This window comes from Pseudorhodobacter turbinis, from assembly GCF_005234135.1.
Classification (GTDB): Bacteria; Pseudomonadota; Alphaproteobacteria; order Rhodobacterales; family Rhodobacteraceae; genus Pseudorhodobacter; species Pseudorhodobacter turbinis.
Window position 1 is genome coordinate 1,930,500 of sequence record NZ_CP039964.1, and the last position, 20,449, is coordinate 1,950,948.

General features: G+C 56.5%; 24 protein-coding genes, 1 tRNA gene and 3 pseudogenes. 10 read left to right on the forward strand and 18 right to left on the reverse strand.

Annotation, left to right across the window (positions count from 1 at the left end; all coding sequences use genetic code 11):
- Positions 1-51: 51 nt before the first annotated feature.
- The 5 genes from EOK75_RS09260 to EOK75_RS09280 form a co-directional block, all read right to left on the reverse strand.
- Positions 52-1,149 carry a flagellar basal body P-ring protein FlgI gene (locus tag EOK75_RS09260; protein WP_137193702.1) on the reverse strand — a complete coding sequence of 366 codons (1,098 nt, stop codon included), beginning with the start codon at positions 1,147-1,149 and terminating at the stop codon, positions 52-54.
- The gene (locus tag EOK75_RS09265) at positions 1,146-2,153 is read right to left on the reverse strand and encodes a flagellin (protein WP_137193703.1); all 1,008 of its coding nucleotides are present in this window, start codon (positions 2,151-2,153) and stop codon (positions 1,146-1,148) included. The genes EOK75_RS09260 and EOK75_RS09265 overlap by 4 nt, the downstream gene beginning before the upstream one ends.
- 1 nt (position 2,154) lies before the next feature.
- On the reverse strand, positions 2,155-3,612 hold the full coding sequence (gene flgK, locus EOK75_RS09270) for a flagellar hook-associated protein FlgK (RefSeq protein WP_137193704.1): 1,458 nt from the start codon (positions 3,610-3,612) through the stop codon (positions 2,155-2,157).
- Positions 3,613-3,624: 12 nt separating this feature from the next.
- Complete coding sequence (locus tag EOK75_RS09275) at positions 3,625-4,935, reverse strand: flagellar hook protein FlgE (protein ID WP_137193705.1); 1,311 nt, start codon at positions 4,933-4,935, stop codon at positions 3,625-3,627.
- Between the two features lie 116 nt (positions 4,936-5,051).
- The gene (locus tag EOK75_RS09280; RefSeq protein WP_137193706.1) at positions 5,052-5,870 is read right to left on the reverse strand and encodes a flagellar motor protein MotB; all 819 of its coding nucleotides are present in this window, start codon (positions 5,868-5,870) and stop codon (positions 5,052-5,054) included.
- A 414-nt stretch (positions 5,871-6,284) separates the two neighbouring features.
- On the opposite strand from EOK75_RS09280, the pseudogene EOK75_RS21390 reads away from it, so the two are divergent.
- Positions 6,285-6,603: pseudogene (locus tag EOK75_RS21390) on the forward strand (transposase); the annotation flags it as partial.
- A gap of 39 nt (positions 6,604-6,642) precedes the next feature.
- On the opposite strand, the gene EOK75_RS09285 reads toward EOK75_RS21390, so the two are convergent.
- Entirely contained in the window at positions 6,643-6,909 is a 267-nt protein-coding gene (locus EOK75_RS09285; RefSeq protein ID WP_205965447.1) for a PhzF family phenazine biosynthesis isomerase, read from the reverse strand.
- Positions 6,910-7,497: 588 nt separating this feature from the next.
- Between EOK75_RS09285 and EOK75_RS09290 the strand changes: the two genes are divergently transcribed.
- The 6 genes and pseudogenes from EOK75_RS09290 to EOK75_RS09310 all read left to right on the forward strand — a co-directional run.
- The gene (locus EOK75_RS09290) at positions 7,498-8,892 is read left to right on the forward strand and encodes a PAS domain S-box protein (RefSeq protein ID WP_168199200.1); all 1,395 of its coding nucleotides are present in this window, start codon (positions 7,498-7,500) and stop codon (positions 8,890-8,892) included.
- A gap of 225 nt (positions 8,893-9,117) precedes the next feature.
- Positions 9,118-10,221, forward strand: a complete 1,104-nt coding sequence (locus EOK75_RS09295; RefSeq protein WP_137193708.1) for an alkene reductase — start codon at positions 9,118-9,120, stop codon at positions 10,219-10,221.
- 42 nt (positions 10,222-10,263) lie between these two features.
- Positions 10,264-10,440 carry a hypothetical protein gene (locus tag EOK75_RS20815; protein ID WP_168199201.1) on the forward strand — a complete coding sequence of 59 codons (177 nt, stop codon included), beginning with the start codon at positions 10,264-10,266 and terminating at the stop codon, positions 10,438-10,440.
- 294 nt (positions 10,441-10,734) lie between these two features.
- Complete coding sequence (locus tag EOK75_RS21670) at positions 10,735-10,983, forward strand: baeRF12 domain-containing protein (protein ID WP_338053329.1); 249 nt, start codon at positions 10,735-10,737, stop codon at positions 10,981-10,983.
- Positions 10,952-11,194 (forward strand): baeRF12 domain-containing protein, encoded by a 243-nt coding sequence (locus EOK75_RS21675; protein ID WP_338053330.1) that lies wholly within the window; start codon positions 10,952-10,954, stop codon positions 11,192-11,194. Before EOK75_RS21670 ends, EOK75_RS21675 begins: the two co-directional genes overlap by 32 nt.
- A 319-nt stretch (positions 11,195-11,513) precedes the next feature.
- Positions 11,514-11,971, forward strand: a pseudogene (locus EOK75_RS09310) (transposase family protein); the annotation flags it as partial.
- On the opposite strand, the pseudogene EOK75_RS09315 reads toward EOK75_RS09310, so the two are convergent.
- The 4 genes and pseudogenes from EOK75_RS09315 to EOK75_RS09325 form a co-directional block, all read right to left on the reverse strand.
- Positions 11,946-12,140 (reverse strand): annotated as a pseudogene (locus tag EOK75_RS09315) (IS3 family transposase); the annotation flags it as partial. The pseudogenes EOK75_RS09310 and EOK75_RS09315 overlap by 26 nt on opposite strands.
- 45 nt (positions 12,141-12,185) lie before the next feature.
- Complete coding sequence (locus EOK75_RS21570; protein ID WP_276612511.1) at positions 12,186-12,314, reverse strand: hypothetical protein; 129 nt, start codon at positions 12,312-12,314, stop codon at positions 12,186-12,188.
- 231 nt (positions 12,315-12,545) lie between these two features.
- Positions 12,546-12,621 (reverse strand) — tRNA-Ala (locus EOK75_RS09320).
- A 146-nt stretch (positions 12,622-12,767) separates the two neighbouring features.
- Positions 12,768-13,109 (reverse strand): TIGR02300 family protein, encoded by a 342-nt coding sequence (locus EOK75_RS09325; protein ID WP_137193709.1) that lies wholly within the window; start codon positions 13,107-13,109, stop codon positions 12,768-12,770.
- 204 nt (positions 13,110-13,313) lie between these two features.
- Between EOK75_RS09325 and EOK75_RS09330 the strand changes: the two genes are divergently transcribed.
- The 3 genes from EOK75_RS09330 (at position 13,314) to deoD (ending at position 15,447) form a co-directional block, all read left to right on the forward strand.
- Positions 13,314-14,000: a M48 family metallopeptidase gene (locus EOK75_RS09330; RefSeq protein WP_137194354.1), complete on the forward strand. Its 687-nt coding sequence runs from the start codon at positions 13,314-13,316 to the stop codon at positions 13,998-14,000.
- A gap of 37 nt (positions 14,001-14,037) precedes the next feature.
- On the forward strand, positions 14,038-14,679 hold the full coding sequence (locus tag EOK75_RS09335) for a GntR family transcriptional regulator (protein WP_137194355.1): 642 nt from the start codon (positions 14,038-14,040) through the stop codon (positions 14,677-14,679).
- Positions 14,680-14,742: 63 nt separating this feature from the next.
- Positions 14,743-15,447, forward strand: coding sequence for a purine-nucleoside phosphorylase (gene deoD, locus EOK75_RS09340; RefSeq protein WP_137193710.1), 705 nt, complete (start codon positions 14,743-14,745; stop codon positions 15,445-15,447).
- A 10-nt stretch (positions 15,448-15,457) separates the two neighbouring features.
- Here deoD and EOK75_RS09345 read toward each other — a convergent pair whose 3' ends face one another.
- The 8 genes from EOK75_RS09345 to sdhD all read right to left on the reverse strand — a co-directional run bounded on the left by EOK75_RS09345 (position 15,458) and on the right by sdhD (position 20,440).
- Complete coding sequence (locus tag EOK75_RS09345) at positions 15,458-15,664, reverse strand: hypothetical protein (RefSeq protein WP_137193711.1); 207 nt, start codon at positions 15,662-15,664, stop codon at positions 15,458-15,460.
- A gap of 148 nt (positions 15,665-15,812) precedes the next feature.
- Positions 15,813-15,953, reverse strand: a complete 141-nt coding sequence (locus EOK75_RS20820) for a hypothetical protein (RefSeq protein ID WP_168199202.1) — start codon at positions 15,951-15,953, stop codon at positions 15,813-15,815.
- Between the two features lie 150 nt (positions 15,954-16,103).
- Positions 16,104-16,880, reverse strand: a complete 777-nt coding sequence (locus EOK75_RS09350; RefSeq protein WP_137193712.1) for a succinate dehydrogenase iron-sulfur subunit — start codon at positions 16,878-16,880, stop codon at positions 16,104-16,106.
- Between the two features lie 12 nt (positions 16,881-16,892).
- A complete protein-coding gene (locus EOK75_RS09355) occupies positions 16,893-17,636 on the reverse strand; it encodes an FkbM family methyltransferase (RefSeq protein WP_137193713.1) in 744 nt (247 codons plus the stop codon).
- Positions 17,637-17,639: 3 nt separating this feature from the next.
- Complete coding sequence (locus EOK75_RS09360) at positions 17,640-17,939, reverse strand: hypothetical protein (protein ID WP_137193714.1); 300 nt, start codon at positions 17,937-17,939, stop codon at positions 17,640-17,642.
- Positions 17,936-18,256 (reverse strand): hypothetical protein, encoded by a 321-nt coding sequence (locus tag EOK75_RS09365; RefSeq protein WP_137193715.1) that lies wholly within the window; start codon positions 18,254-18,256, stop codon positions 17,936-17,938. The genes EOK75_RS09360 and EOK75_RS09365 overlap by 4 nt, the downstream gene beginning before the upstream one ends.
- On the reverse strand, positions 18,256-20,058 hold the full coding sequence (gene sdhA / locus EOK75_RS09370; protein ID WP_137193716.1) for a succinate dehydrogenase flavoprotein subunit: 1,803 nt from the start codon (positions 20,056-20,058) through the stop codon (positions 18,256-18,258). The genes EOK75_RS09365 and sdhA overlap by 1 nt, the downstream gene beginning before the upstream one ends.
- Before the next feature lie 10 nt (positions 20,059-20,068).
- The gene (gene sdhD, locus EOK75_RS09375; RefSeq protein ID WP_137193717.1) at positions 20,069-20,440 is read right to left on the reverse strand and encodes a succinate dehydrogenase, hydrophobic membrane anchor protein; all 372 of its coding nucleotides are present in this window, start codon (positions 20,438-20,440) and stop codon (positions 20,069-20,071) included.
- Positions 20,441-20,449: the final 9 nt, after the last annotated feature.

Genomic DNA, 20,449 nt, shown 5'->3' on the forward strand with positions numbered 1-20,449 from the left:
GCTAAGACTTGCCCAGTTCCAAATGCGGGGCCGCGCCATAGCTGCCAAATATCAATGCACGAGGAATTCGGCATGAAGTGCGCCGGCCGCATTGATGCTTTTCAGAATGTCGATCATATCATGTGGGGCAACCCCGAGAGCATTTAGGCCTGCGACGACTTCCGATAGATTGGTCGATCCTTCTACTTCGGCCATCCCGGTACCCGGGGCCTGTGTGATCTCTGCATTTGTACGCGGAACAACGATACTTTCCCCGTCACTGAAGGGGTTTGGCTGAACTACGATTGGTGTTTCTTCGACGCGTAAGGTCAAGCTTCCCTGCGCAACGGCAACTCGGCTAATGCGTACGTCGGCCCCCATAACGATGGTTCCCGAACGTTGATCTACAACAACTCTTGCCCGGGTTTCTGGTTCTACACGTATGTTTTCCACCCTACCGATCGTATGGGCCGGTGATGCCATTTTGGCCGCGCGCAGATCAAGCGTAACTGTACCGGAGTCGAGCATGGCTGCGACACTCCGTCCGAAGTTGTTATTGATTGCCGTTTCAATGCGTGCAGCGGTCGTGAAATCTGGGGTTCGCAATGCGAGGCGCATGACCTTGAGACCGGCGAAGTCGAAGTCGACTTCTTGTTCGACCCTTGCGCCAGATGGGATGACACCCGCAGTTGGAACACCTTGAACAACACGGGCCGCCGCCCCTTCAGCAGAAACGCCACCAGCGATAATGGTGCCTTGCGCAACGGCATAGACTTGGCCATCTGCCCCGTTCAAAGGCGTCATAACCAGTGTCCCTCCCCGCAAGCTCTTGGCATCACCGATTGCAGAGACGGTTACATCAATGCGTCCGCCCATTCGTGCAAATGGCGGGAGGGCTGCTGTTACAAAAACAGCGGCCACATTTTTGGGTTGAAATTGCTCTCCGCCTACATTCACGCCAAGACGCTCCAGCAGATTTGTCATGATTTCTTCTGTGAAGGGTGCATTTCGCATGCCATCGCCGGTTCCATTTAGGCCGACCACAAGCCCATAGCCCACCAGATCATTTCCACGAACACCGTCGAACTCCACAAGATCCTTAATGCGAATAGGTGCGGCAAGAGCTATGCTAGGCATAAGTAGCAAAAAGAGCAAAATTCTGATCATCAGAGGTAATCCACCAAGCTAAGACGCGAAAGACGAGCGGTGATCGAATAGAGTGTTTCTAATTGTGATTGTGAAGCCTCCAAGCGTGTCGCGGCCTCATAGGGATCAACAGACAGCAAGTCTGAACGCGCAATATTCAAGGCAGAGGTTTCTGCGGTATTGCGCGTTTGCGCCTGGTCAATTTGTGCCTGTGCCAACCCCAAACGTCCAGCGAGGACGGCGCGGTCCGCTTGGTTTTGCAAAAGAGAGTTCCCTGCCTTGCGTGCCAGATCGGTCTTGATATCTGGATCTGCGGTTGCGGTGCCACGATCTACGAGTGCGACGAGGGCCAATGACTTGATGGTATCGCGTAGGGTTGGGTCGTTTGCGGTAAATGCCAGATCAACTTTATCTTCTGCTGAGATTGCGATCGCTGAGGTGCCATTGCCGCCGACATAAGCAACTGCGGAATACCCGGTAGGGGATTCAAACCACGCGGTTACGCTTGCCTCGATTTCATCTGCTGTTACGGCCCCATCGCCGCTAATAGCGGCTTCCAGCGCCGATAGTATAACGTCGGAGGATGCAAGCGCTGGCCCATCGCTTTCAACGCCCGCAAACAAGGTGCTGTCGCCTGCCTTGGTATTCAGCGCCGCGATAACAGAGTCCAGCCTTTGCGCCGCATCATGTGCAAGCGCATCCAGCGTGTTCGTATTTTCCAGAGTTGTGGCATTGAGCAAGGGGGCGCTAACACCATCTGTCAGCAGATCAATATGTGCAAAAACCTTTTGCATCGAATCGGCTATAAGGGTGGCATTATCGGTTACCGTTTTATACCCGCCCAGCCGTGATAAGGACGCTTCGATACCGGTCAGGTTTGAAAACTCACCGCGCATTTTCTGGCCGATGTCTGCCGCAATGCCTGTTGTCAGCTCTTGTGCTGCGATAAGCGCGTCGCTTTTGGCGCTGGACGTCATGCGACGCATCATGGAGGACTGAGCCATATCCCCGAAACTTACTAGTGTCATGTTACATTCCTAACAAGATTTGAATCATGTCATCCGCGGTCTGAATAACCTTTGCATTTGCTGCATATGCTTGCTCTACCAACAGAAGATCCTGCAATTCGCTGTCGGTATCGACACCACCTTCAAGCTCCAGGCCTTTAAGTGTGTTGGTCCTTGCTGCGGCAAACCCGGCTTCCAACTCTACGGAGAGCCTTTCGGTTGCGGCTGCAGAAAGAAGCTGACCGGAAAAGCCGGATAGGCTTCGGCTGCTGCCCGCAAACTGTCCGGATTCGATCTCTCGTGTTTCATTTAGTGCGGCTTGCATTGAGGTGAAAAGTGCTGACTCGCCCACTGGACCTGGGGTGGCGTAAAGCCCGTCACGAAGCCGCCAAAGCTCCCCGCCTTCAGCGGGGTCCACTGCTGCATTTAGATTGATGCGGGCACTTATCCCAATCTCTTGCGTTTCCATCAGCGCAATATCGTCCGTAAACGTATCGCCCCTATCTGTGAATAGGCCGAGGCGAAGAGGATCGGGGTCTAGCTCTTGGAAGCGTGTGATGAGATCACGTGCCATTGCATCCAGTTCAGTCTGCGCACTGGTAGCCAGTTCATCCCGAATTGCGAACTGAGCCCCCATCGAGCCGCCGGATAGAGGGCCGTTCGATCCGGTATTAACTGCCCGCCCATTGATGGTCAGGCCGAAAAGTCCACCGGAGGCCTGTGTCATGTCAGGCGCTATCGTGCCAACGGATGTGAACTCCAGCTTGGCGGCGGTTCCGTCGAGCAGAAATGTGCCCCCGGCGGTCATCAAGGAGACCTGCCCGTTTCCACGCGGCAATTCCTGCACTGGAATGATCGTCGAGATTTGGTCAATCAGCTGCTGTCGCTGGTCAAGCAGCGCAGAGCTGTCGCGGCTACCGCTGGACAGTGAGGTGATGCTGCGGTTCAGTTCCGCCACGGCAACTAATGCGCGGTTCACCGTGTCGACGTCCGTGGCAATTTGTGAATCGGCGTTTAGACGACCTGTTTGTATAGTGCTTGAGATCGTTTGAAATGTGTTGGCCAAAGCACTTGCTGTATTTGCTACATCTTGAAGACGCACATCGCTACTGGGTTGCGATGCCGCAGCAATCAACGCGGAGTCCAGTGCGGACACACGACCCGAAAGGGAGGAGCCATCCTCAGGGGTGCCAATAGCGGCTTCAAGCCGTGACAAGAAGCTCGCACGTGTGTCCAAATCCGCAGAACTTGCCTCGGCAACCCGACGTTCCGCAATCAGCAACTGATCAACATCCCGACTTACGCCATTTACCTTTACGCCTTGGCCTGAATTCCCAACTTGGTTGGCAGAGACCTGTAGCTCGCGCCGACCGTAACCATCGGTCAGCGCGTTTGCGATGTTGGATGAAATCACCCCTGCCGATCGCGAGGCGGCTGTCAGCCCCGAGATGGCGTTCGACATGGATCCTGAAATACTCATCCTTTAGGCTCCTTAACGTTTGATGTTGGTGGTTTCCTGCAACATTTCATCCACTGTTTGGATGACTTTTGCGTTGGAGGAATAGGCGCGCTGTGTCTGGATCAACGCGGTAAGCTCGGCTGCAACGTCTGTGGTCGACCCCTCACGGGCATAACCAACCACTGCGCCAGTCGGGCCATCTCCGGCATCCCACAAGAAGAAGGAGCCAGAGTCAGGAGAGATTTGGAACGTTTGGTTGTTGAGCGTGTCCAAACCATTCAAATTCGGAACATCGACCAATGGAATTTGATACAAGCGGCGGGTAAACCCTGTGTCATAGGTTGCATTGATGTAGCCGTTTTCATCAATTTCCACTGCCGTCAGATTGCCCACGGACGAGCCATCCTTGGTGATGGAAGTCGGTGCAAAGCTGTCAGAAAGCTGGGTCAAACCATTCGGGTCGCCGACACGACCGATGGTCATCGTCAATGGCCCCGCAGCGGTGCCCGATCCAACTGTAAGTGCAAGCGTACCATCCGCTACCGTATAGGCCCCACCAGAAACTGTTGCGACGGACGACAAAGTGCCACCTGCGCCGCGGGTGTCATCGAATGTCAGGGTATATTCTCCAATGGTGGCCCCCGCCTGCGCGGAGTCTTTGATCACCATTGTCCATTCGTTGTCCGCCACGCCGGTCGGGGCGAAGGTAATGTCCAAGGTCTCCGACGTGCCGAGGTTCCCAAAATACTCAACCGCAAGGGGTTCTGTGGCACCGGGAGCGCCAAGCACAGCGCTGGTGGCGGGCAAGTTCACGCCCAGCTTCATGGCTGTCGTCGGATCCCCGGCCTGCTGGTTGGCATTGATTGTTACGGGTTTAAGGCCTGAAACGGTATCGCGTGGCATCGGCGGGATGGAGCCATCCGCATTTGCGGGCCAGCCCAGCAATACAAGCCCGGATTCGGTGCGCAATGTACCGTCAGCATCCGGCCGGAAGGATCCGGTCGTCGTCATTAGCATTTCGACGGCTTCAGAGCCGTTTTGCAAGCTGACCGCTGTCGCAACCGGAAGCATGCCTCGTTCACTCACAGCGATGTCGAGCGCATTTGACGTGCCGACCAGCGCGCCGCGTTCATCAATCATCCGGCTGCTTGTTGCGCGTACGCCGCCTGCAGAATAGGTGCCGGAACCGCTTTGCTGTGTGATAACCATGCTTTGGAATTCGGCGTCGGCGCGCTTGTAACCATAAGTGCCAGAGTTGGCGATGTTGTCGGAAATTGTCGCTAGGCGGGTGGCGTTGGCGTTAAGCCCTGCCACCCCGGCATTGAGCGAAGAGGAAATCGTCATGTTTTAGCGCCTTTCTGCTGCTTAGACCCTTGGTCAGCTCTCAAATTGCATCCTGCGCCTTAACATCCGCCTAATTCCCGAAGTCAGATCCAACTAATACTAATATATGACATCAACTACCTGTTTTTTCTAAGTAATATCACTTCCAGCCGGTTGTTCCTGATCGCCATCGGGTTCGCGGTTATGGGTTTTTTATCCGCGAATCCGCCAATCCGCGCGACCCGTTCCGAATCAAGCCCGAACTTTTGAAGATGGCTGCGCATTGCTTGTGCCCGGGCGGCCGACAAAGCCCATGCAGGGTTGTCGACCAGTGTGATCGGAAAGGATCTGACATGGCCATTGACGGCAAGCTTGTTGGTTGCCAGTGACAAAACCTCCACCAACATTGCCGCGATGTCATCCATGACGGGCATGGGGGTCGCGGTAAGCCCGTCAAATAACGGTACATCGTCAAGATCGAAAATCTCGATAACCATACCTTCATCTGTCACCTTGGTAATGACATGGCGCAATGCGCGCTCCATCGTCATGCTTTCACCGCCACGTGCGAGCAGGGCTTTCTCGATCAGCTCCGCTTCCATTTTAGCGTCAGCATGTGCACCATCCTCACCATCGTTTGTGGCGGAAATTGGTTCGGCCTTGCTTGTGCCACTTGCTGGCTTGGGGCCTGACGTCATAACACTATCGCCGCCAAAGGCGTCGGAACCACCGCCGGAGACGCGGTTGATCGGAATCGTCGGACTAAAGTAGTCCGCAAGCCCTTTGCGTTGTTTTTCTGTTGTCGCGTTCAGCAGCCACATAAGCATGAAGAAGGCCATCATGGCCGTTACAAAATCAGCATAGGCAACTTTCCACGCCCCACCGTGGTGCCCGCCGCCTTTGATGATTTTCTTCCGCTTAATGATGACTGGTCTGGCATTTGATTGCCCGTCCATCACATCACCCATTTATTACACCCAAACCCAGACCTACACCCGTGCAGTAAAGGGCATGTTAACCTGTAGAATTTTCATGATTTTTGGAATCTATAGGCTTGATGAGATTGACGCTTATCTGCTTGCCTTAGCGGATTGCAAAAGCGGTTTGCAGCACCTCCCATTGCTTACGCTCGCTTCTGGGGGATTTTGCGCGGGCAAGTTTATGGCACACACAATGTTTATCCAGGACAGGTGTGTTCATTCCGCCAGATCGCATATCCTGCCGCATGCCGTTTTATTATAGAAGGATATTTGCAATCTGCTTATGGAGAATATGATCGCAGTATAGCGACGACCCAGCATTCCTTGTGTTATGGGGCTTTGTTGCACAAATGGGTTTACGAGACTCACTGTGTGAATCTAGCGCGGTAGCTGACTGACAAAAGCAGTTGGATACCGAAGATTTACGAGGCCAAAAGCTGGTCAGATTACAACCGAGCCCTAAACCGGCATGGTTCGCTGTCGATCCGTTGGCCGATTGCTCTCAATCGCCGTAAGGCTGGTTTGACGCTGAGATGTTGTGGGGTGCGACGCCATCTGGCAAGCGGGGACGTCAACAGGCCTATAGCGCTGCGGTGATCCAAACCAACGAAAGCCATCGCTATATCTGGGTTTGGTGCCGTTGCGGCAGACGATTGGGTTTTTCGAAAGCTTGCTGGAATTGGCTGGTCTGAACTGGACGGTGCCAGAAGAGGTGGTCGCAAGGTTTCGGCCCAGTCTTTAATGAGAATCAACTTGTGAACGAAGTGTTACATTCCTGAATGACAATTTGGCTGCGGTGTGGCGTGCCACCCGCATGCAGCCAGGCTGCACAGTTGCCTAAAGTTGGATGCCCGGCAAAGGCCAATTCCTTTGTCGGTGTGAAGATCCGCAGTCTATAATCGGCTGCTGGGTGGGTTGGGGGAAGCAAATAGGTTGTTTCCAAAAGGTATGTCCAAGCGGCAAAAGCTTGCATCTCAGGGTCGCTCAGGCCGTTGCCGTCCACGACCACCGCCAACCATTGCCCCGTATCGGAACTGCGCTGAAGACATCACATTGCGTGAAACGGCGTTCAATCATCGGTTCAATTCCTTCAATTCGGCGGTTTCATGCGCTTGGCGATGGCGCCGCCACTGCTGAAACCGCTTTTTTCGGTGGCGTGGGGCTGCTACCGCGAGTACTTCGGCGGAAGTTGCTTTGGGACACGGTTTTCCGTGCCCCGAGACGATTTTTACGGTAGGGGGTGTGCCAACCAATGTGAAGCCGTTTACGATCCCTGCAAGACCGCGGTTATTGATGCTGACCCAAAAGGCCGCATAAATGAGTTGAGAGACCGGAACGTAAGCGCGACAAGACCAACTTGGCGTTGTCCGATGACAATCCTTGATGAACTTGGTGATTTGTCCTCTATTCAAATCGACGGTTGGCTCTGTCTCCTACTGCTGACCAATTTGATATTGCGTGAATGAGTCAGTCTTTTGCCCGAATGGCGCAACCGGGAAGAGATTATGCCAGCTTTGCTGGGCAAATTGTATGTCGACGGCTTCCCGTTTAGGCCTCAATGACGCAAAAGCAAGCAGGCTGTCGAAGCCGAGGGAATGTTAGAATGCAGCTAGCCGCTGAAAATGACGAGTTGTCCGGCATACTGGAGGTGCTGAATGCCCTGGATGACGAAGTTGTTGTTCTGGATGCGTGGGGCTACATCGTCGCCTCGAATGTTGCGTGGGAAAATTTCTGCGTGGCAAACGGGGGGGATTTGGACAGTTGCTCCATCGGCCGCAATTATATGGCCGTTTGCACATCCGCAGACGGTCCCTCCAGCGCCGCCGCGCAGATCGTGCCGGATGGCCTTCGAAGGACGCTGGCGAGCGGAGACAGTTTTCGCTGCGAATACCCTTGCAACAGCCCGACCGAAAAACGCTGGTTCGAACTCAGCGCGAACCGTTACCAGAAAAACAATAGGCTGTATCTTATCGTGCAGCATCGCAACATCACCAAGCGGCACATCGAACGGGAGGAGGTCGAGCAGGCCTACCTGAATTCCAACGCAATGGCCGCGTTGATCGCCACGACCAGCGACGCGGTGCTAAGCTACGATCTGGATGGGAATATCATCACCTGGAACCCGTCCGCCCAAAGGCTCTATGGCTACGCAAAAGCCGAAATGATTGGGCAATCGCTTGAGACACTTTATCCTGACAAGTGGCCGAAGAAGGTAACCTACTATCGCGATGAAATTATCGCGGGGCGGCTGCAGGATTTCGAAGCAACGCGCGTCGCAAAGGGCGGGACAGAGCGCGAGGTCTGGATCAGTTGCGCGCCGATCCGCAATCCGGATGGAGAAGTCATAGCGATCTCGAATATTCATCGGGACATTACAGTTGTAAGAAATGCGGAACGTGCCCGTGCCCTTATCGCGAACGAGGTAATCCATCGGGCCAAGAACATGTTAAGCGTTGTTTTGGCTATCCAGCGCCAGACAGCGCGCACCGCCGAAACGGTCGCAGATTTCAACCGGAGTTTCGGGGCGCGATTGGCTTCTCTGTCAAAATCGACGGACTTGCTGGTTCATAACGCATGGACCAGTGTCCCGCTCCGCGACGTTATAGCCGGTCATCTTGAGCCTTTTACATCTGTCGAAGACGACAAGCGCATCGCGATGACGGGTCCACAAATCGACCTCCAGCCAGAGTCTGTCCAAACGATCGGAATGGCCCTCCACGAACTGGCGACCAATTCCGCAAAATACGGTGTGTTACAGCAGGATCGCGGACAGGTTGCAATCTCTTGGCAGGTTGAGCGAGAGGGCGGACTATTGCAGTTCAGGTGGCTGGAAACCGGGATTGTCGTTGATGGCAAACCCACAAGGGAAGGCTTTGGCCATACGGTGCTTACAACCCACGCAGCGACACTCCTGAATGCAAAAGCATCGTACAAAGTAGATGCCGATGGTGTTGAATGGGCGATTAGAGTGCCGTCTGAGCATTTCTATGCGCGCTAAACCGTTCCCAGATTGAGCTACTTCCCGATTGGGGGACAGGACTGGTGCAATATGATCGAACATGGTCACCGGTTGATCGGCTGACTTGATCGAGACGTGCCAAATAAAGGCAGCGAGCCCAATCTATCCGTTGCTAAACGTCAGGTGCAGAACTGGCAAAAACGACCTTGGAACCCACCACGCCCGAATTGGTTGTCTCATGAACCTATCGGAGGACACCAAGCGATGACTTGCACGAAAACTCTGCTCAACCCTGTCCAAATGGGCATTCTCAGCCTTCCCAACCGCGTGTTAATGGCGCCACTGACCCGCAATCGCGCAGGGTCGGACGGTGTACCAAAGGATATGGCACAGACCTATTACGGCCAGCGTGGCTCGGCGGGACTGATCGTGACGGAAGCGACCCAAATCTCAGAAATGGGGAAAGGGTACTTGGATACACCGGGTATCTATACCGAGGCACAGGCCGAAGGCTGGCATCAGATTACCGACGCAGTTCACGCAAACGGCGGGCGCATTTTTTGTCAGCTTTGGCATGTCGGCCGGATCAGCCACTCGTCCTTGTTGCCCGATGGCGCGCCGCCAGTGTCGTCGTCTGATCGTGCGGCGCAAGCGCAGACATTTACGGCCAATGGCTTTGAGGATTGCTCTAGGCCCCGCGCGATGAGCGTGGAAGACATTGGCCGCACCGTCCAAGATTACCGCAACGCCGCTGAGTGGGCCAGAAAGGCGAATTTTGACGGGGTCGAAATTCACGGTGCCAATGGATATCTGCTGGATCAGTTCCTGCAAGATGGTGTCAATGATCGTGCGGATGACTATGGCGGGCCTACCGCCAACCGCATGCGGTTTCTGAACGAGGTGGTCAATGCGGTGAAGCTGGTCTGGCCCAGCAACCGCGTCGGCGTGCGTTTGTCGCCCTTGGGGCAGGCAAATGACATCTCTGACAGTGATCCAGAAGCCCTTTTCAGCGCGGTTTACAAGATGCTGAACGATCAAAGGCTTGCCTATCTGCATGTCGTGGGATCTTTTCCGGGGAGTGAGGGCGATGAGGACGGTAAGGCCCTGCTGAAACGCCTTCGAAAAGATTGGGGCGGGTTCTATATCGCGAATGGCGGCTACGATGCGGAGTCAGCCGCAAAGGCAATCGACGAGGGCGCAGCCGATGCGGTTGCCTTTGGTCGGCCTTATATCGCCAACCCTGATCTGCCCGAACGGTTTCGTCGGGGCGCTGCACTGAACAAGCCGGATCAGGATACATTCTATGGCGGCGATGAGCGCGGATATACGGATTACCCGTTCCTCGACAATGTGAGCAGCACGCAATAGGGCGCGCCCGTTTTAAATACCCACACCGAAAGGGGAATGACCATGCCAACACATCCAAGACCTGACCCGTACAAGCCTGACGCGCCTATCGAAGTGCCGGATGATGCGCCGCCTGACTTACCCGCGAACGCGCCATCCGAACGCCCGGTAAACCCGCCGACCGAGGCCCCTGAGCTGCCGCCGATCGAACTGCCCGAACCCCCGGTTTCGCCGAGCTGACAGGGGTGATCACCCCACAGCGGAGGCCTATTGCTTGGAACCGGGCGTCGGCCGAAACGTTGACATACACCTCGTAAAATATGGAGCGATTGCTATGACCCGTGAAAAAACACCGCAAAAAGACAGTGCCGGCGGAGCCTTTGGGGCCTAGGACACAGTTTCACAAGGTGGACGCGCGGGCGGGCATCTGGCGCGTGATATCGGCACGCAAGATGAGCTGAAACGCGCCACCGAACGACCGGCGGGTGCGACGCGTGTCAGTAGATCCGATGAAAAAGAAAAAGGAAATTCCTGATGGCCAAGCTGAAAAATGGTGGATGGGTTTTGGTCGCCGATGGTGAAAAAGCCCTGTTTTTGGTCAATGATCTCGATGAGACAAATATTGACCTGCGTGTCATCCGCACTGACGAACAGGAGAACCCTCCGACCCGTGAACAAGGCGTGAGCCGCCCCGGACGTGTTCAGGAAAGTGCAGGTCACGGTGTATCGGCAATGGATGATACCGATTGGCATGAGCTGGGCCAAAGAACGTTTTGCCGTTGATTTGGCCGAGTTGCTGTATAGCCGCACCCATGCCGAGAGGTTTGAGCAATTGGCAATCGTTGCCGCGCCGCAGATCTTGGGGGTGTTGCGCGCATCCATCCACTCAACAGTTGCAGAGAAAGTGCTGATAGAGATCCCGAAGCATCTGGCAAACCAGCCGGTGGATAAGATTGAAAAGCAGGTCGCCGTCGCGGTTTCCGAGGCGACCTGAAACAAGGGAAGGATCTGACCCGTGGCTAGATTAGGCTCCAGCCTTCGGTAACGGGGACGTCTCAGTCAAGTGCTTTTTGACATACGCATCCGACCGCATAGTTGCGGATTTGATGACAGTTGCTTTCTGAGCCGTTCTGCTTTCGCCGCGGCCTTCGTCGGAGATCATCCCGGGTGCATGCTTCGGTCCGTGGGCAGCGCTTGGCTGCCAACATGATGCTGGTTCAAATGCAATTCCGATGTGCCTATCTCATAGGCGTGCTCAATGTTGGTCGGCAACAGTCCGGAGCACGGCATTATCGGAACCACGCCTCTGGGGGATCCTGAGCGACGAGAACGCGGAGATCGCCGATTGGCTGGAACGGTTGACCGAGAATAAGCGAACTTGGGGCTTTGGTCTGTGCTTTTTGTATCTGCGCAACGTGCAGGGCTACGGCTGGGACCACAAACGCGTTTACCGGATCTACTGTGAGCTGGAGCTGAACCTGCGCCCTCTCGGGCCATTGCTGCGCAATGCCCTGCCGGGTAACAGATCAAGCCCCGCAAGCGCCTGAAGCGTGACAAACCTGAACCGTTGGCAGTGCCTGGCGTGCCACACGAGACATGGTCGATGAATTTCATGGCGGATCAGCCCGCGGATAGTCGTTCGATCCGAACACTAAACGTGCTGGATGACTTCAATCGCGAAGGCCTGTGCACAAAGGTGGACTTTTCGCTGCCTGCTGAACGTGTCGTTCGCAGTTTAAACCAGATCATTGAGTGGCGCGGTCAACCGGCGACAGCATGCCATTGTTGGTGTGCTTGCGTGTCGGGTTGTAAAACATCTCGATGTAATCGAACACGTCCTGCCTTGCGGCGTCGCGTGTCAGGTATGTTCGCCGCCTGATCCGGTCTCGCTTTAGGAGCTGGAAGAAGATCTCCGCAACGGCGTTGTCATGGCAATTTCCACTGTAGTAAGGCGGTTCATCGCAACCATGTAGCTGTCTTGGTCGTTACAGCGTGTCAAAGAATGACTTCTGGTCAAAGCTGGGGTCTACAGGCCCGATCTCCTCCGCAGCCTTTTGCAGGGCCGTCATACGTTCCGCGAGAGATCCGCAGGGGGCGCGCAGCAACGATATCATTTGCTATCTGCTGCTCATCAGGAGTGTCTTTGGGCTGTTTCACATCGCATCCTTTCTACAACCTCGCCTGGCTGACGATAGTGTGGAAGGTGCTCGCGCCAGCGACAGCATGCAAGTTGCTAACTCAAATGCTCAACTGACTAAATTTGGTTATATCGCCAATTTCCCCGTAAAAAGGAAAAACTACGCGACCATAGAAGAACTGTTATAGGGTGCTTAACAATTGAATTATGGTGGAGCCTAGCGGGATCGAACCGCTGACCTCCTGCATGCCATGCAGGCGCTCTCCCAGCTGAGCTAAGGCCCCATCAATGTACAGCAGTGCTGTACGGGTAGTGGCTATTTAGGGGAGGGACGCAGGCGCTGCAAGAGGAAAAATCACCCAATTGCGAAAACCCTGAAACTAGGTTGGATTTTCGCGGCAACGTCTGTGCCAAGCCTCCCCCAGAAGGCTTAGTTGTCGTCGTCAGGGTTGCTGACATCAGCCAGATCGTCCAGCGATACAGTGTCGTCGCTGTCATCTTCCAGCAGATCATCGCCCGCGCTATCCGAATCATCGGTTTCGACAACGGCCAGCAGATCATCATCTGCATCCAGATCATCGACCAGCGGTTCATCATCTTCTTTGGCGGCTGCCGGACGGCTTGCTGCGGTCGAAATGATCTTGCGACGTGCGCTATCGATATCCACAACCTCACCCGTGTAGGGGCTAACGATCGGGTTCTTGTTCAGGTCGTAAAAGCGCTTCCCAGTGGTGGGGCAAAGGCGCTTTGTACCCCATTCTTCCTTGGGCATGGTATTCCCCTTGTGTCATCAGCTGGTAACAGCACCCATGATGGGCCGGACCATACCAGCAAAAGGGTCGCTTGCCACAGGTCTGCGCCTCTGTCAAAGGCTTTTGCGCACGGTTTGGGCTTTCTTGGCGGTGATGGCGTGCAAGGGGCTTGCGGCATGCGCAGCGCGCAGGCATTCTGGCGCGCGCAAAGGAACAAGGATCTTATGCCCGTTTTGCCCGGCCCCCCCCCTGTTGAGGTGACGCTGCGCCGCACTGCGCGGGCGCGGCGCATGTCGCTGCGCGTCTCGCGGCTGGACGGGCGCGTAACCTTGTCACTGCCCCCCGTGGTCCGAGAGGCCGAGGCGATGGCCTTTTTGCGCGCGCAAGAGGACTGGATCCGCAAGGCGCTGCTGAACGTGGTGCAAAGCGGTGCGGTGGCATTGGGGGATGAGATCCCGGTTGAGGGGCGCTTGGTTCGGTTGATGCCGGGGCAGGGCCGGAACTTGGTGCTGACGCAGGATACGCTTTTGGTGCCGGGCCAAGCAGAGCGGGTGGGCGCGCGGGTCGCGGCCTACCTTAAAACCAAAGCGCGGGATCGGCTTGCTGCGGCCTCGGACCATTACGCCGGCCGCATCGGGCGGCAGTATCGGACCTTGACCTTGCGCGATACGCGGTCGCGCTGGGGGTCTTGTACCTCTGAGGCGGGGTTGATGTATTCGTGGCGCTTGATCATGGCGCCGCCGCAAGTGTTGGACTATGTAGCCGCACATGAGGTCGCGCATTTGATCGAGATGAACCACTCGCCCCGGTTTTGGGCTATCGTGGATGATCTGATGCCTGATTATGCGGTGCATCGTCGTTGGTTGAAATCCGAAGGCCATGCCTTGCACAGCTATCGGTTTGCGGGATGATCGGGGGAATGGAATGTTGACGTCAAGTGGTACACCGATGTTGCGCGCAGTGGACCCGAACGCCGCCGCGCATGAACGGCTTTACCGCACGTTGCGCAGCCAAGTAATGTACGGGGAATTGCCACCGGGGCAGGCCCTGACCCTGCGCGGCCTTGCGCGGACCTTTGGCGTTTCCATGACCCCTGCACGCGAGGCAGTGCGCCGTTTGGTCGCCGAGGGCGCGCTGTCGCTTTCGTCCTCAGGCCGGGTGGCCACGCCGGAACTTACCCCTGAGCGCATTGAGGAGCTGGCCTCAATCCGTGCGCTGTTGGAGCCGGAGCTGGCCTCTCGGGCCCTGCCGCGTGCCCATTTCGCGCTGATTGACCGGTTGGCCGCGATCAATGCCGCCAATAACGATGCGGTGATGCGGCAAGATGCGGTTGCCTATATCCGCACCAATCTGGAATTCCACCGCACACTTTACCTGCGTGCCCAAGCGCCCGCGATGCTGGCACTGACCGAAACCGTCTGGCTACAGCTTGGCCCCACCATGTGTGCGCTTTATGGCCGCCTGCGCCGGAATGAGCCGCCACCCTATCACCGCCTTATCCTGAGCGCGCTGAAGGCGGGGGATGAGCCGGGCCTGCGTCTGGCAATCCGCACGGATGTGACCCAAGGGCTGCGCCATCTGGCCAGCTGATTTCAGGGCTTTTACTGGGCGTGTCGGTCGCTTAGGCTGTGCCAAACCGTAGCGGAGGATCAGATGACCATTCATATCGGCGCCAAGCCCGGTGATATTGCCGAAACCGTTTTGATGCCGGGCGATCCCTACCGCGCCCGCTGGGCCGCCGAGACATTCCTGGAGGATGCAAAACTGGTCAATGAAGTGCGCGGGATGCTGGGATATACTGGCACTTGGCGCGGTCATAAGGTGACGATCCAAGGCTCTGGCATGGGGATGCCGTCCCTGTCGATTTATGCGAATGAGTTGATCCGCGATTACGGCGCGCAAACCTTGATCCGTATCGGATCGGCCGGTGCGATGCAGCCACAGCTTAACGTGCGCGATCTTGTTCTGGCGATGTCGGCCTGCACCCTTACCACCCCGTCACGCGGCATTTTCAAAGAGCTGAACTTTGCCCCGACCGCTGATTTCGGCTTGCTGCATGCAGCATGGACGGCGGCACAAAGTATGGATGCGACCTGTCATGCGGGGCAAATTTATTCCTCGGATGTGTTTTATGACGAACGGCCCGACCTGAACGAACAGATGCAGCGTCACGGCGTTCTGGCGGTGGAAATGGAGGCGGCAGAGCTTTACACGCTGGCCGCGCGCTATGGCCGCCGTGCCTTGGCTGTGCTGACGATTTCGGACCATTTGCTGACCCATGAGGCCTTGCCCAGCGATCAACGCGAAAGCAGCTTTGGGGATATGGTTGAACTTGCGCTAACGGCTGCTTTTGCCTGAAGCGGCGCGCCTAAACCTTGGGCGGTTTCAGGCAGTCGCGGGGCTCTTTGCCCGCAGGTGGGTCCATTGTTGCCCGACAGGCCGCGCAGATATAGTGGTTTGGCCCGCCCGTTCGGTCCAGCCGCCAACGGCAAGCCCGTGTCAGCGTGGAGTTGCGGCGTGACAGCCACATGTAAAGCAAGGTACCAATAAGAAGCGCGAGAAGAAGCAGGGGCATTCTAACCTGAGGGTTGGGAGATATCACGGGCCAAGCTAGCCAGCGGGTGTCGACTGTCAAGCGTTCTGCTCGACGAAAGGCCGACCTATCCTATCCGGATATAGGGGCGAGTTTTACGCCCCCGTACGATCGTGATGCTGCAAAAGCATCAAGCGGCTGTCAAATACTCGCAATATTCAGGAGTTTCGCAGGTAATTTCTGTCTCTGCGTCGAAATAGGCATAGGCCTGTTCAAGAACTTCCAAAGCGGCTTTGGCTTTGATGTCTGCGGCGTTGGTTTCGTTTGTCATGTGAACCTCGTATGGGTAACAGGTTCCTCCCTTGCAAATACCTAGTCCTGATGGCAGGCCATCACAAGCTGCTCATTCTGCATTGCAGCATTGCGTTTGGCGCACAAAAAAACGGCCCACAAAGGGGCCGCTTTTCCGAATGGCGTGGGATCAAACGACCCGCTCGACCATCTTTTTCTTGATCGCGGCAATCGCCTTGGCAGGGTTCAACCCTTTGGGGCAGGTCTTGGCGCAGTTCATGATGGTATGGCAACGGTAAAGCTTGAAGGGATCTTCCAGATCATCAAGCCGTTCCGGTGTTGCCTCATCGCGGCTGTCGATGATCCAGCGGTAAGCATGCAGCAACGCCGCCGGGCCAAGGTAGCGGTCAGAGTTCCACCAGTAAGACGGGCAGGAGGTAGAGCAGCAAGCGCACATTACGCACTCATAAAGACCGTCCAGCTTTTCGCGGTCCTCGATGCTTTGACGCCATTCCTTGGCGGGCGTGTTGGTCTTGGTTTCCAGCCATGGCATGATAGAGGCGTGTTGGGCATAGAAATGCGTAAGATCAGGGATCAAATCCTTGACCACAGGCAAATGCGGCAATGGGTAGATTTTCACATCGCCCTTTACCTCGTCCAGACCGTAAATACAGGCCAGCGTGTTGATGCCACCAATATTCATCGCGCAAGATCCGCAGATCCCTTCGCGGCAAGACCGGCGGAAGGTCAGCGTCGGGTCAATCTCGTTCTTGATCTTGATCAGCGCGTCCAGAACCATCGGGCCGCAACTGTCCATATCGACGAAATAAGTGTCGACCCGTGGGTTTTCACCATCGTCCGGCGTCCAGCGATAGATCTGGAACTTGCGAACGTTGCTACCGCTTGGTTTTGGCCATGTTTTGCCAGTGCGGATGGTGGAGTTCTTGGGCAGGGTGAATTGAACCATCGGTCCCTCTCCTTACGTCTTGGGTTTTGCGGGGGCCGGTGTGTGCCACCGGGTGAACAGGACATCCATCAGGCGCGGTGCGCCGCCACCTTTGCCATCGCCGGTCATCCGCAACACATCGCGGAATTCAAGGCCGGCAGCGGCGAGGCGGGTGATGATCTGGCTGGGCGGGGCGATACTGGAAAAACGCTGTGTCAGCGACAGTTCCAATATCACAAAGTCTGTGCGTTTCAGGGTTTCCGTGGCACCGGCAAGCACCTCATCCTCAAACCCTTCGGTATCGATTTTAAGGCCAACACGACCGGGGAAATCAGCGGCAAGCATATCCAGCGTGGTCACAGAAACCTCGCGTGTTTCCATACGGGTGAAGCTGGAAGAAATTCGGTCCGTGCGGGTGCTAAGGCTGGCCATCGCGCCATGCTCCCCCTTGTCCGAAAAGGGAATGTTGAGCGTCATTCTGCCCTGCGTCCGCCCCAATGCGGTTTCAAAAAACTGCGCTTTCTTGGGGGTATTTACATCCTTCAGCACGGCCCGCGATTCCGCACGCGGGTCAACCAGAACAAAGCTGGTGTCGGGGAAGGCCTCATACAGAAAGGGGGTGCCAAGATCGACGCCGACATCAAACACCACATCAGGCATAAGGGCATAGCGTTGCAGATGCCCGGATTTGGACTTATCTGCAATCGCCGTCAGTCCTTTGCGCCGCAAAAAGCGGTTCACTTGGGTACGGTCGATCTGGGCGGTTTGCAGGGCCATCGCCTAATTCTTCCAATCGCTGCGCGAGTAGAGCGGCTGCGTCGGTGGCTGCCTTGATTTCTGATACACGCATTGATCAAAAACCGCCGAAGGGTCGCGGCCCATCAGGTAGTCAGAGGTGACACCCAATTTCAGGCGTGCAAGGGCGTTGCCTTTACTGTTGACGCCGACCCCCACTTCGCCATGCGGGCCAGTGGTTGCATGTGCGCGGCCAAGGCATTGCCGTTCGGCCTGCTCTACCGAAACCGGACCGCAGGCTGTCAGTGCCAAAAGTGCTGCTGCCGCCGCGCCGCGTCCGATCATAGCGACACCCCCGGAATTCCGGCGCCAAGCACGCATTGCACGGTGCCCGGGCGTTGCAGGATCGTTGCGATGGTTTGCACGGTGCGTGTGCCGGCGCGGGTGCCAACATCCTTGGCCAACAGCAAAATCTCATCGGTGCTGGCATTGTCGAGGATGCAAACAGTCACCGCCTCGGCCTGAGGGCCGGGCAAGCGCTGTTGCACCACCGGCAGGATCACCGTTTTTGCCGTGCTGCGCGTGATTTGCTCCACCGGATTGGTGGTTGTGCAGGCAGAGACCGCCAGCACAAAAATCAAAGGCAGGGCCAAGCAGCGCATCAGTAAACGCGCGCTTTGGGGGCGATCTTCTTCATGTCGATGCCGCCATCTTCTAGCTTGGTCAGCGGGTCCATATGCACGGGTCGCGTCGTCAGCGTTACCTTGTTGCCGTCGATATGCGACAAAGAGTGGACGCGCCAGTTTACATCGTCGCGATCCGGATAATCCTCATGCGCATGGGCGCCGCGGGATTCCTTGCGCGCCTCGGCGGCCACGATGGTTGCCAGCGCGTTTGGCATCAGGTTGCCCAGCTCCAGCGTTTCCATCAAGTCAGAGTTCCAAACCATTGAGCGGTCCGTCACTTTGAGGTCATCCATTTTGGCAGCGATTGCTGTCATCTTGACCACGCCTTCGGCCAGCGTTTTGTCGGTACGGAACACGGCAGCATCGGCCTGCATCGTGGTCTGCATTTCCATCCGCAGATCGGCAGTGGCGATGGAGCCATCAGCGTGACGCACGGCATCAAAACGGCCAAGCGCCTTGTCGACTTCGGCTGTGTTCACCGGTTCGTTGCGCTCTTTGGGGTCCAGGATTTCACCCGCGCGGATCGCAGCAGCGCGGCCAAAGACCACAAGGTCGATCAAGGAGTTGGAACCAAGACGGTTCGCGCCATGCACCGAGGCACAGCCCGCTTCACCCACAGCCATCAGGCCGGGGAAGATGGCATCCGGGTTGTCCTTGGTCGGGTTCAATACCTCGCCAAAGTAGTTGGTCGGAATGCCGCCCATGTTGTAATGCACGGTCGGGATAACCGGGATCGGCTCTTTTTGCAGATCGACACCGGCAAAGATGCGCGCGGATTCGGAAATGCCCGGAAGCCGCAGGTCCAGCGTCGCCTTGGGCAGGTGGTTAAGGTTAAGGTGGATGTGGTCCTTATTCGGCCCGACACCGCGCCCTTCGCGGATCTCGATTGTCATGCAGCGGCTGACAACGTCACGGCTGGCCAAATCCTTATAGGTCGGGGCGTAACGCTCCATAAAGCGCTCCCCTTCGGAGTTGGTCAGATAACCGCCTTCGCCCCGCGCCCCTTCGGTGATCAAACAGCCGGAGCCGTAGATGCCGGTGGGGTGGAACTGCACGAATTCCATATCCTGAAGCGCCAGACCTGCGCGGGCAACCATGCCGTTGCCGTCGCCGGTGCAAGTATGCGCCGAGGTGGCCGAGAAGAACGCACGGCCATAGCCGCCTGTGGCAAGCACAACCATCTTGGCGTTGAACACATGAATAGTGCCGTCATCAAGTTTCCATGCGACGATGCCGGTGCAACGCCCGTCTGTGATGATCAGATCCAGTGCGAAATATTCAATAAAGAATTCAGCGTTGTGCTTCAGCGACTGACCATAAAGCGTGTGCAAGATCGCGTGGCCGGTCCGGTCCGCTGCGGCGCAGGTGCGCTGCACAGGGGGGCCTTCGCCGAATTCGGTGGTGTGGCCGCCAAAGGGACGCTGGTAGATCTTGCCCTCTTCGGTGCGCGAGAAAGGCACGCCGTAATGCTCCAGCTCATAGACCGCCTTAGGGGCCTCGCGTGCGAGGTATTCCATCGCGTCGGTATCGCCCAGCCAGTCAGACCCTTTTACGGTGTCATACATGTGCCACTGCCAGTTGTCCGGCCCCATATTCGAAAGGGAGGCGGCGATGCCACCTTGTGCGGCAACTGTATGCGAGCGGGTCGGGAAAACTTTGGTGACGCAGGCCGTGCGCAGGCCCTGTTCGGCCATGCCAAGCGTTGCGCGCAGGCCGGCACCACCAGCCCCCACAACAACTACATCGTATTCATGTGTCTCGTATTCATAAGCGGTCATGGTCTGTCCTTCAAAGCGCGATGCGCGCAAGGGCGAAAAGCCCGGTTGCGGTGATCGCGTAGGAAAGTGAAATTGCAATGATGACAAGCACACGACGGGCGGAACCCTGTGTGTAATCCTCAATCATCATGGTCGCACCTTTGGCGAAATGGCGCATGCCGACGAAAATCACCAGCGCGGTCAGGATGGCGGGGAAGGGCCGCGCAAAGGTGGCGACGACCTCTTCTTGGGTGCCACCAAGGGCAGAGCCGAAGATATAGAGCCATGCAGGCACCATGAACGCCAGCCCGACGGCCGAGACGGTCATATACCAATGGTGTTCGGTGCCGGAATGGGCAGAGCCCTTGCCCATAGCGCGCTTGCGGTCGGTTAGATAACGCATGGTCGCCCC

Coding starts and splice junctions, on each gene's coding strand:
- EOK75_RS09265 (WP_137193703.1), bottom strand. CDS start 2,153: ATGACACTAGTAAGTTTCGGGGATATGGCTCAGTCCTCCATGATGCGT.
- flgK (WP_137193704.1), bottom strand. CDS start 3,612: ATGAGTATTTCAGGATCCATGTCGAACGCCATCTCGGGGCTGACAGCC.
- EOK75_RS09275 (WP_137193705.1), bottom strand. CDS start 4,935: ATGACGATTTCCTCTTCGCTCAATGCCGGGGTGGCAGGGCTTAACGCC.
- EOK75_RS09280 (WP_137193706.1), bottom strand. CDS start 5,870: ATGGACGGGCAATCAAATGCCAGACCAGTCATCATTAAGCGGAAGAAA.
- EOK75_RS09290 (WP_168199200.1), top strand. CDS start 7,498: ATGCAGCTAGCCGCTGAAAATGACGAGTTGTCCGGCATACTGGAGGTG.
- EOK75_RS09295 (WP_137193708.1), top strand. CDS start 9,118: ATGACTTGCACGAAAACTCTGCTCAACCCTGTCCAAATGGGCATTCTC.
- EOK75_RS20815 (WP_168199201.1), top strand. CDS start 10,264: ATGCCAACACATCCAAGACCTGACCCGTACAAGCCTGACGCGCCTATC.
- EOK75_RS21670 (WP_338053329.1), top strand. CDS start 10,735: ATGGCCAAGCTGAAAAATGGTGGATGGGTTTTGGTCGCCGATGGTGAA.
- EOK75_RS21675 (WP_338053330.1), top strand. CDS start 10,952: ATGAGCTGGGCCAAAGAACGTTTTGCCGTTGATTTGGCCGAGTTGCTG.
- EOK75_RS21570 (WP_276612511.1), bottom strand. CDS start 12,314: ATGATATCGTTGCTGCGCGCCCCCTGCGGATCTCTCGCGGAACGTATG.
- EOK75_RS09325 (WP_137193709.1), bottom strand. CDS start 13,109: ATGCCCAAGGAAGAATGGGGTACAAAGCGCCTTTGCCCCACCACTGGG.
- EOK75_RS09330 (WP_137194354.1), top strand. CDS start 13,314: ATGCCCGTTTTGCCCGGCCCCCCCCCTGTTGAGGTGACGCTGCGCCGC.
- EOK75_RS09335 (WP_137194355.1), top strand. CDS start 14,038: ATGTTGCGCGCAGTGGACCCGAACGCCGCCGCGCATGAACGGCTTTAC.
- deoD (WP_137193710.1), top strand. CDS start 14,743: ATGACCATTCATATCGGCGCCAAGCCCGGTGATATTGCCGAAACCGTT.
- EOK75_RS09345 (WP_137193711.1), bottom strand. CDS start 15,664: ATGCCCCTGCTTCTTCTCGCGCTTCTTATTGGTACCTTGCTTTACATG.
- EOK75_RS20820 (WP_168199202.1), bottom strand. CDS start 15,953: ATGACAAACGAAACCAACGCCGCAGACATCAAAGCCAAAGCCGCTTTG.
- EOK75_RS09350 (WP_137193712.1), bottom strand. CDS start 16,880: ATGGTTCAATTCACCCTGCCCAAGAACTCCACCATCCGCACTGGCAAA.
- EOK75_RS09355 (WP_137193713.1), bottom strand. CDS start 17,636: ATGGCCCTGCAAACCGCCCAGATCGACCGTACCCAAGTGAACCGCTTT.
- EOK75_RS09360 (WP_137193714.1), bottom strand. CDS start 17,939: ATGATCGGACGCGGCGCGGCGGCAGCAGCACTTTTGGCACTGACAGCC.
- EOK75_RS09365 (WP_137193715.1), bottom strand. CDS start 18,256: ATGCGCTGCTTGGCCCTGCCTTTGATTTTTGTGCTGGCGGTCTCTGCC.
- sdhA (WP_137193716.1), bottom strand. CDS start 20,058: ATGACCGCTTATGAATACGAGACACATGAATACGATGTAGTTGTTGTG.
- sdhD (WP_137193717.1), bottom strand. CDS start 20,440: ATGCGTTATCTAACCGACCGCAAGCGCGCTATGGGCAAGGGCTCTGCC.